Source organism: uncultured Tateyamaria sp. (assembly GCF_947497045.1).
In the GTDB taxonomy this organism is placed as follows: domain Bacteria; phylum Pseudomonadota; class Alphaproteobacteria; order Rhodobacterales; family Rhodobacteraceae; genus Tateyamaria.
Genome location: NZ_CANMEU010000022.1, coordinates 1 through 9,991 on the forward strand (window position 1 = coordinate 1; position 9,991 = coordinate 9,991).

The 9,991-nt window shown below is 47.7% G+C and carries 8 protein-coding genes; 5 read left to right on the top strand and 3 right to left on the bottom strand.

The genetic code is table 11. From position 1 onward, the window contains the following. The first annotated feature begins 66 nt into the window (after nt 1–66). Complete coding sequence (locus tag Q0859_RS20925) at nt 67–1,593, top strand: hypothetical protein (RefSeq protein WP_299154999.1); 1,527 nt, start codon at nt 67–69, stop codon at nt 1,591–1,593. 750 nt (nt 1,594–2,343) lie between these two features. Here Q0859_RS20925 and Q0859_RS20930 read toward each other — a convergent pair. Further along, the gene (locus tag Q0859_RS20930) at nt 2,344–2,940 is read right to left on the bottom strand and encodes a site-specific integrase (protein ID WP_299155000.1); all 597 of its coding nucleotides are present in this window, start codon (nt 2,938–2,940) and stop codon (nt 2,344–2,346) included. 455 nt (nt 2,941–3,395) lie between these two features. Between Q0859_RS20930 and Q0859_RS20935 the strand changes: the two genes are divergently transcribed. Continuing rightward, nucleotides 3,396–6,080: an NACHT domain-containing protein gene (locus Q0859_RS20935; protein ID WP_299155003.1), complete on the top strand. Its 2,685-nt coding sequence runs from the start codon at nt 3,396–3,398 to the stop codon at nt 6,078–6,080. 692 nt (nt 6,081–6,772) lie between these two features. Here Q0859_RS20935 and add read toward each other — a convergent pair. Next, nucleotides 6,773–7,792 carry an adenosine deaminase gene (gene add / locus Q0859_RS20940; RefSeq protein ID WP_299155006.1) on the bottom strand — a complete coding sequence of 340 codons (1,020 nt, stop codon included), beginning with the start codon at nt 7,790–7,792 and terminating at the stop codon, nt 6,773–6,775. A gap of 46 nt (nt 7,793–7,838) precedes the next feature. On the opposite strand from add, the gene Q0859_RS20945 reads away from it, so the two are divergent. The 3 genes from Q0859_RS20945 (at nt 7,839) to Q0859_RS20955 (ending at nt 9,673) form a co-directional block, all read left to right on the top strand. Continuing rightward, on the top strand, nt 7,839–8,399 hold the full coding sequence (locus tag Q0859_RS20945) for a non-canonical purine NTP pyrophosphatase (protein WP_299155009.1): 561 nt from the start codon (nt 7,839–7,841) through the stop codon (nt 8,397–8,399). Then, nucleotides 8,392–9,189 carry an SIR2 family protein gene (locus tag Q0859_RS20950; protein ID WP_299155011.1) on the top strand — a complete coding sequence of 266 codons (798 nt, stop codon included), beginning with the start codon at nt 8,392–8,394 and terminating at the stop codon, nt 9,187–9,189. Before Q0859_RS20945 ends, Q0859_RS20950 begins: the two co-directional genes overlap by 8 nt. Before the next feature lie 136 nt (nt 9,190–9,325). Next, nucleotides 9,326–9,673, top strand: a complete 348-nt coding sequence (locus Q0859_RS20955) for a DUF3768 domain-containing protein (RefSeq protein ID WP_299155014.1) — start codon at nt 9,326–9,328, stop codon at nt 9,671–9,673. A gap of 88 nt (nt 9,674–9,761) precedes the next feature. Here Q0859_RS20955 and Q0859_RS20960 read toward each other — a convergent pair. Further along, on the bottom strand, nt 9,762–9,991 hold a 230-nt coding region (locus Q0859_RS20960; RefSeq protein ID WP_299155016.1), incomplete at its 5' end, for a hypothetical protein.

The following is a 9,991-nucleotide window of genomic DNA, read 5'->3' on the forward strand; positions in this document are numbered from 1 at the left end:
GCTTAACTAAGCCCAGATGAGCGACGACTCCTCAAAGTCAAACCGCCATCTGTCTCAAACCATTTGATGACGGACAAGCGATGGAGCAGCAAATGTGATGTAACCATTTTCCACGTATTGGTTAGCGTCGCATTCAACCAAAAAGACGTGGAGGGCGATGCCATCCATTCCGCACCCACATTATCGCGATATCGCGCCGTTCTGCGCTTTGCCGACGAAAAAGGAATGGACGGACCTGCGTTGGTTGAAAAGCTCAAAGCAAGCTCGTTGGATGCGTTTTACAAAGAGGCGCTCAAGAAATTCCGCTATGACTACTTGGACGATTATGTCGAAGATGACGAGGATCGGTTTCAGCGATCCATCCAACATTTGGGCGAGCTTGGTGGTTTGCCAGTGGCAAAATTCTCTGACGATCTGAGAAAGCCAAAGACGGAGACGGGTTTCGCCACCGCCATCGTTAAGGTTCAAGACGATGACTTCAAAGTGCTTGGCTTTGTAAACGAACAAATGGTGAAGCAAGAGGTTATGCAAAAAAAGGTGTCCGCACTGGTTCCCGCCGAAGCCAAACGCACCCGAAAAAAGCTGGCTGACAAGAAACTCTATTGGCTCTACGTGAGTTGCGATCTCTATAGTCGGTTCCTGCCTGATCATGCCTCCCGAAAGTCTTGGTCTGATGCTGCGAAGACAGCGAAACTGCCACTGCTGGATGAAAACACCACACAAGCACAATTCGATCAATACGCTGCACAGATTATCAAGCAGCGGGAGGAAGATGACCAGCAGAAGGTCCAAATCGGTGAAGCATTGCAAAAGTCAGACTTCGATGCACCGGTTCTAAAGAAGTTTAGGTTGTTGGATGCATTGGAGTTCCGCGAAAAAGATCAGCGTTTTCATGCAAGGACAATCACCACTCATCCTAACACGCCGTGCGTTGAAATTTGGCCGGATGCCCAGTTGCCTGGTGAAGTGCTCCAAGACACTGTTGCTATGCAGGGGCGGCATGCAAAGCGTTTTGTCAGTGACTTTCCACGCTTTGCTGAATGGACATGGTCCGCTGAGAATGGGGCCATCACACTTAAGGATGAAAATGGAGATACCTCTCCCGCTACCCTGCAGAATGTGAGTGGGCTGGCTCAGTGGAAGGCCATTGACCCCACTTTGGAGCCCGTTGCCCGTTACCGTTTGGATCGTTCGCTTATGGTCCAACTGCAAGGGTGGCGCGACGAATATGCCAACATTCCGAGGATCGGCCACAGCGCGTTCAAAAACATGATGAAACTCGAAGCCGATCCCGACGGATTGAATCTGGTGCATCCGTTGGAAAGCAAGCACCGTAAGCAACTTGGCATTATGACCAGCGGTGCGACTCCAGTTTTCTCAACAACTCGGTTCTTCGATTTCAAAACCGCCGAGGCATTATTGCAGTTGGCGGAAGACTACGGCACAGAGTTTGAGCTTGAGCTTTTGGACGGATTGGAAGGGCTTTCAGCTCTCCGCATCATTCCGCAGGATTTTCCAGTCAGCAGTTCGATCACGTTGCCGTTGATGCTGTCCAACAAGGGTAATCCAGCTGAGATCACCGCCACCATATAGCGGTGCACCAGCAAGAAAGTTTGGGGCCAATGTGCGGCCCCAAACTGTTTTCTAAACCGGAGTTCAAGATGCCTGGTGGGATGTGATCAGGTGTAAACCGTCATCTGGTGTGACCTTTGCATGATCTGCTTGCACGGTGGGAAACAGCCATTGTGATGGTTCAGTGGGCTTTTTTTCGCAAGTGCAACTCAAGTACTCAACTGCTTCCTTCAAATTCTGCGCTCTGAGCCAGTCCGGACCATAGTCAAATCGCGTTGTCACGGTTTGGGTCTTGTAGATGATTTCGATGGCTACATGGCTGTCTGTGAGACGGTGGTGACCATCACGACCCCAAGGTGTCTTGGCCGTGCTGAACAGCAACCAAACCCACCTCGTCCCCCTTTTTGGTTTTTGTTTGAACCGCACCTCGTGACAGACCAGAGGGGGCAGACCAGCGGGCGTTTCGCAGGTGCCACTAGTTTACATGACAGTGACAGCCCAATCATGTAGTGGGTTCGTTGGTCCTGGCAGGTCCAACCGTTCCTCATGGATACAGTGGTGTGTGATTGTGTCGATAAATGATCTTGCTTTCAAATAGGGCATTGTTTTTCATGCTTATTTTTGGCATTTTGGCATCTTTGAATCTGGCACCCTTGATCGAAGAAGTCATTATTATTCTTGTGCAGAAATTTTGTAATACGTTGGCTTCGCTGGCCCATGTTTGCCGCAATAAATGGCTTAGATTTTCGTCACGAAAGTTTCGGTTTAGAGTTACAGCACTTCAACTGCGCCGCGCTTCTGTTCATCCGACACGTCAATATAGCGTTGCGTGGTGGTCAGCTGTTTGTGCCCAGCCAGCTCCATGATCACCTTTGGCGAAATCCCAGCATGTGCCATGCGTGTGATGAACCAACGCCGCCCGCTGTGTGAAGATGCATCATCGATCCCAGCAGCATCAAACACACGGGCGAAAGCTTGGACCATGCTGTTTGGGGTGAAAGGGCCACCCTTTTGGGACTCGATCACTGGACGTTCCAGTTTCTTCCATCGATCCAGTTGCGCCCAGTAGGTTGCCAACTCCCGCTGTAGCTTGGCGTTCAGATGCACTTGGCGTGCTTCCTTGGCTTTTGTGTTCTCCGCTTTGAGGTAAAACATCGCTTTCGGCTTCATCTCACGATCCAGCACATCCGCCCATTTGAGTGAGGCGATCTCACCCACACGCATCCCAGCATAATGTGACAGCATGAGCATCAACCTGTTGCGTTTACCGTTCTGCATGCTTGCGCAGATGGCCATCACACGCTTGAGTTCCTCAGAAGATAACACTTTTGCCTGTTTCATCCGTTCTCCGCCAAGTGACTGAAACATAAAGCTTTCCTACCGGAGAGCTGTTTTTGTTATGTTGCCACCTGGCGGGGAGAACGACCGTTTTCTGACTACCAAGGATATGAAGTTGGTAGGGCACAGGCGCGGAAAATTTGTATTTCGTTATGTTCCATATTCTATGCAGTTTAGTCATTGACCCATAAACAAGCCGTTGAAGACTAGCGCGCCGAAATCACTCCCAGAAACTACTTTGCAATCCGATTGGATCAAGGAAATATCTCACCGAACGCCCGCGCTTCCAAGTCTGAGTGTGAATTGAGTGTCAAGGAGAAACGCCAAAGCACGGCATTTGGTATCTTACATCACCTTCTAGCTTGGAAAATGAACCTACTTGCACCGATACTTGCCAAATTTAGCCTCATATTGTCTCATAGGGGACGACCCTTGCTGTGCGGAAATTTCGTTCGATGGTCTTGATTTAACAAAAGGACCTTGTGATGGATCTGGTAACCACAGCCGTAGGGGTGGGAAAAAGCATCGGTTCACGCATCTGCGCGAACTACATATATGCACGACTAATGCGCACTTCAAAACACGACTTAGGGCTACGCGCATATCTAAACCTTCCGGCTCAAGTACTCGAAGAAGTCGAAGGGCACCTTGCAGAGTTCGCTATAATCCAACGCCAAAAATATGGCGAAGCACAGGTTAGGTCAGTCGAACGTTACTTCAAAGCAATCGTCGATGACGGCAAACCTGATTTTCTCTTTCCCCTGCTTGAAAGACTATTTTTTGACCCGGCTAGAGCGAAAATTTCACTTGAACAAGATCTGACGACGTTCATTGAAAAAAACGAATATATTCAAGTAAGTGAAATATCCGAAGAAATTCTTTCTGAATTGGGCCAGTACATTGATCGTAAGATACCGCTGTTCAATCGCATGTCAGACGAAGTTCAGCGCGCTATCTCTACAGTAGAAATCCTAGAAAACTCAGGTGACACGAAAGGCAGCCTAGGTTCCAAAGAAATATCTGAAAGCGATATCCGATCCTATGCGAAATACGTAGTTAGCCGTAATGAAAGTGTAATGTTGAGTGGGTTCGACAGTTTTCTCAAGAGCGATGCCTACATTAGTGATTTACGAACTTCCTTTGTATCCCTGTTTTTGGACAGCACTGTTGACGCCGACAGAGTTTCGATCAACGCTGAAACCGTCGTGGATGATACCCGTTACGTTTGTTTGCGTGGAAACCCGGGATGCGGTAAAACTACACTGCTTCAATGGTTAGCTCTCCAGGCATGCAAAGAAAGTGGGACGATACCGTTTCTTGTCCCACTTCGTACGTTGATTTCAAAACATGAAGCAGATTTTTCACTTATCAACTGCTTCCGAGCCACGTGCGTTGACCAGGACTTGTTTTTGCAACTTGGAAGTGAATGGATGGCTTCGTGTCTGACGAACCGCCGCTGCATAGTAATGTTGGACGGCGTTGACGAAGTGCCATTCGAAATGCGTTCTGAATTTTGGTCCTTCGTTGCAAAGGTTAAAGAAGATTACCCAAACTCGAAGATAGTTGTTACGTCTAGAAATTTATTTCATACGCATGACGGTGAGGGCTTCTTCAAAGACCCAACCAAAATGAATCCGAATGAGTATCGTAGTGCGCAGTGGGAATGGAAGCCCCCGGAAGGTTTTCTGGACTTTAGAATACTTGGGCTGCGGCGCTCCGAAATAGATACATTTATTGATCGCTGGCATTCCGGCATTCAGAAAAACAGGATTCACCCCGACCTTGTTTCTAGCTTGGACGTAATGCGCCATCAGTTAAAGCAGGCACTCCTTCCTGAAAACGATACGGTAGGTTTAAGTGACTTGGCTAGAACACCAATGTTTTGTGCACTCCTGTGCTTGGTAAATTTGTTGAATAAAGGAAGGCTGCCGAACACTCCCAAGAGTCTCTATGGGAGTGCAATCGAAATTTTGGTACAATCACGTGACGAAATACGCGGAGTGCCAATTGAAAAAAAGTTCCGACAACTCGACAAATCGGCGCGAAAACGAATTCTGGGATTCATTGCATACTCTATGCAAGAAGCTTCAGATCACAACCCGAACTATCAACTTGAGGAAAAGATAGAAACTGTACAGGAATGGATTGGCCTTTTTCGAAAGAACTATGCGTCAGACATATTTGTAGATATATCTGACGCTGAGATCGTGGGATTTTTGATTGAGCGTGTTGCTGTTGTTCGCGAACCAACTGGCGGTTTCGTTGATTTCTCCCATCGCAGTTTTTTGGAGTATCTTGCGGCCGAACATTTTGTGTCATTTCGACCCAGGTCCCTGATCTCAAGTTTATGTGAAAAGGATCAATGGCACGGCACCATAAGATTTTTGATAGATAGCGAAAATGGATCTGAATCATATAATGGCGACGTACTGAGCGAGATTTCAAGGTTCGTTGATCGCGCCGACAGTGATCATGCCGTGCGAGACTTCGTTGAGAGTATTTTCGAATTGCTTCACAATATTCCATTTGATTGTTACGAGGAGTATGTGCAACTTATCCGCCGAATGCGTCCAATCTCAAAGGAACGGGCACCTCGATATCGTAATGTTCCAATTAGAATACTCCAAAATGCCTTGGAGAATTCGCCAGATTCTGGCGAATGGATAATGCTTGAAAAGGCTTATATCTACAACAATCATGACAGCGATCTGGCGCTTGAGGTCATTGAACGGGAGTACTGTGACGCGAAGACACCCGATTTTTATATGGCACTCAATGAAGGCCGACGGATACCGCTAGAAAAACAGTATGCTTTGTTAAACCAGATTTCTTCTGGTTGGGACTACCTGAGGAGTGGGCGAGGATTCGAAAAACTATACTCTGACAATATGGTTGCATTGCGCGACGCAATCCTACAAATTGAAGATCGTGCAAGTTCAGATGTTCTCCTAAATGAAGTGGTCATTTGCAAAAAAACCAGAGGTGTCTTCGAACCGAAGGTTTTCAATCATATAGGAGAGGTGCACGTTGATACATGGGATGTAGATTTTACTGTTTCAGTAATTAGCCACATTCAAAAAAACTACAAAGGGATACTGATTAAGGTTAATCGATCTCTTCATCGATTCGATATCGACAGCTTCAAAGACGTTTATTTCTTTGAGGACTAAGATGATTTCCATACCGCATCGTAAACCCAATTCAGATGGTAGTTGGCGAGCTCATTTTGTTGGTCGGCCTTTTTAGCTGTTATGCAGGTAGGGGTGAACTGTTTTGATTTTGTATAAAGTCTCATTGAGTTAATCGGACGCCTCAGGGGTTGGTGCGAAGTTCTGCAAAAGCTAAAATGGTCTTTGTTCAACTCCTTGCCGCAATGTGATATGATCTTTGCTCCAATGTTTCCCTGGCTTCGACGGATCAATATTTCTACCAATTACAAGCCGCTGCTCCATGCTCGAAAGCCGGCAAAATGATCTCGTGCGTTAAACTGCTAATTGCCTGGAATTCCACGATCCGAAAGATCCGCGTGTTCGTGCTCAACTTAGCACATCGCTAGCACAGTTTGATTTCGATCCAACAATTTCAACGACTTAACCAACCATGACGCGCATTGAAAATCCTCGTGTCGGTGGTTCGATTCCGCCCCCGGGCACCAATTAAATCAATTAAAAACAATAGCTTGCGAGATTTCTGCGTTGAAGCGCAAACCGCTGAAAACCCCAAAATACCCTATCACAGTGTTAGCACAGTCGGAAAATGCTCAGTTAGCACAGTTAGTTGTGAGCGCCGCGCCGTGCACCTAGCACAGTTCTAGCACAGCAGCCTAGCAACGCTCCTTGCCGTGCTTATGGTGCTTTGGGAGTTATGACTTGGGGCTAGTACGTTGATATAATGAGTTAATTTTCTGACGAAGAGCTTGCTTCGTCGACTCGTCACAAAACGCCATCTCAATGCTGTCAGCGGTAATTCCATCGATTTGGTTTGAGGTCAGGTCAAGGCACTGAGTGGCTAGAGACAATTCGCGAAAAGGCGTTGTGTCAAAGTACGCTGGATCATCAGTAGATAGTGCCACTTTGCAACCGGCGTTTAGCAGTTGTCGAACTGGATGAGTTTCGTAGCACCTACTTGCTCCAAGTTGTACATTGCTCGACAAACAGATTTCAAAGCCGGTTTTCCTCTCGGCAAGCTCAGCCATTATGCTCGGTTCCGCTGCGACTGAAATGCCGTGACCTACGCGTTTGAGGTTTAGCTTGTTTACTGCGTTGGTCACTTCTGCTGCTGGGCTCCATTCACCAACATGCGCTGTCAACTCTAGACCTGAGCTTTGCGCTACCGCGAATGCGCCAACAAAATCTTCAACGTCGAACTTGTGCTCATTTCCCGTTAGGCCAAAACCGCGAAGGTAACGGTTATTGACCCTAGACGCCAACTCAGCAACATTCACAGCTTCTTCAGATCCTCTGTGTCTTACACAGGTGACAATAATACAGCCAAAGACGCCAAACTCAGCTTGAGCGATATCTAACGCGTCGCTCAAAGCACTGATTTGAGAGCCAAAGTCTATCCCATTCGCTATCGAGTGTCCGGGGGAAATCATGAATTCAACGTAACAAGTTCCCTGCTTGGCTACCTTTCGCAAATACCTGTAAGCAATTTCGTGCAAATCCTGTGCAGAACGAACTACATGGCCGACTTGGTCGTACAAGGTCAAGAAGTTGTCAAAGCCACTAAAAGCGTAGCCGTCGCCAGCGACGGATTTTGGTAACGTAATTGCATGCTTTTGTGCGAGCTCCGTCGCATGGCCGGGTGTAATGGTACCCCGAAGATGGCAATGAAGATCAAGTGTCGGATGCTTATTTTCGTTGATGGTCAGGCTCCCCATGTTCCTGCTATGGTCGCTTTCGTATGCTGTTTGTAGGGAGAACACCTTGCGCGCCCTAAGATTCTTGTCGGGAAACCCTCATAAGATCAGAGAAGTAGAGGATATTTTATCCGGAATAGATATCGAGATTGTAGCTGTTGATTACAAGATCAGTGAAATCCAAACTATTGATGTCCCAAAGTTGGTCCATGGCAAATGTATCAGGGCATTTCAAAGAGTCAGTCAGCCCATCTTTGTTGAGCACACAAGTTTAAAAATTTCGGCCTTGAACGGGTTTCCCGGTGGATTGACGCAGGTTTTCTGGGACACTCTACAGGCAGATAACGTGTCAAAGCTATTCGGAAGTCTTCCTGATCCAACAGTTGTGGCGTCCACTCGAATTGCCTTTTGCGATGGGAAACGTATCCACCAATTCGAGGGAGAAGTTGAAGGGAGTATTGCTGCTGAGCCACGAGGTAACCGAGACTTCCAGTGGGACTGTGTCTTTGTGCCAAAAGGGGAAACGGAAACCTTTGCAGAACTAGGTGATAGGAAAAATGAAATATCGATGCGCCGTCGAGCACTCGAGAGCTTTGCTGAATTTTTGAAGGTCAAAATTGATGGTTGATGACTTGAAGAATGCTATTTCTGAGCAAAGAGTGATCCTATTTGCCGGAGCAGGCGTGTCTGCAACTCTTGGTGCTCCAACATGGGGCGAGCTAATTGATCATATTGGCACTGAGCTGGGCTACGAGCCCGAAGTCTTTCGCGCGCTTAGCACAAATTACTTGACGCTTGCCGAATACTATAAGCTCGAACGAGGAACAATTGGGCCTCTGCGGAGTTGGATGGACAAAGGGTGGAATTTTGAGGACAGTAAGATTCAGGGTTCAGCCGTACATCGACTAATCGCCGAACTCTCGTTTCCCAAAATCTACACGACAAACTATGACAGCAATATCGAACGAGCATTCGAGTTGGCAGGCAAGAATGTGCGAAAAATTGTTGACGTTAGGGATTTTCTTTCGGTCGAACAAAGCGATCACCAGGTCATTAAGCTACATGGCGACTTTGACAGTGATGAATCGATCGTTCTAACTGAGACCGACTACTTCAACCGGCTTTCGTTTGAATCACCATTGGACATTAGGCTGCGTTCTGACGTGCTTGCGAACCCAGTGCTATTTATTGGTTACAGCCTGTCAGACATCAACGTTAGAATGCTTTTGCACAGGCTATGGGAGATGTGGGATTCGTCAGCGCACCAAGCACATAAGCCGGACTCATATATCTTCTTGCCCAGGCCGAACCCGATTGAAGAAAGGGTCCTTCAGAAGTGGGGAGTGAAGACCATCGTGGGCGATGATCCAGACCCTATGAAATCACTGGAGAAATTCCTGGAAAAGCTGTGTGACTAGCAAAGGGCCCCGCCTGTCGATATCAGCGGCTCGGTATGGAAGTGCTCACATATGCAAAAGTGATGATGCTAAGTCTTAAGTCGCTCTCATAACCACATCGCCATAACTGGATTGGACCCAACGCTAAGAGGTCCACATGGCGTCACCCACAGTCCAGCGTATCGCCGAATTGAACGATCAGTTCCGACGATGTGATCCCAGCGTGCCAGGGATGCGGTTCCTCACCGCTGGCATCATCGAGCTGCTCGAACGGCATGCAGTGGATTGCGATGAGATCATCCAGATTGTTAGTGAATTCAATGTGTTCACAGAGGACAATGACACGCACGGGGAGCACGACTTTGGCACCTTTGAATATCTGGGTGAAAACTGCTTTTGGAAGATCGACGCGTATGACAACGACTATTCCATGGGCTCGGATGATCCCACCGACCTCAGCAAGACCCGCCGGGTGCTAACGATCATGCTGGCTGAGGAATGGTGAGCTGACCCTGCAAGAACTTTCAGAAACTTTCGTGAGGAAAGTTTTGACGAGTTTTTTCATGGGAAGAAACGGATGGTAATACGTGCGATTACTCTTCATCGAACGACACGTGGCGTTCTTGTTCAATGAGAGGGCCAGCGCCCCTTACATGTGGGTTTCTCCAGCTTATTCCGCCAGCACGGTTGCGCATAAAGTGGCCTTGCACCCAGTGAGCACGCCGTTTGGACACTTCTTCGTCGATATTGTAACCCGTCACGGCCTTTGAGACAGACAGCATTGTTTTGCTAAGGGAGTGTCTTTCGCTCATCGTAACCCTTG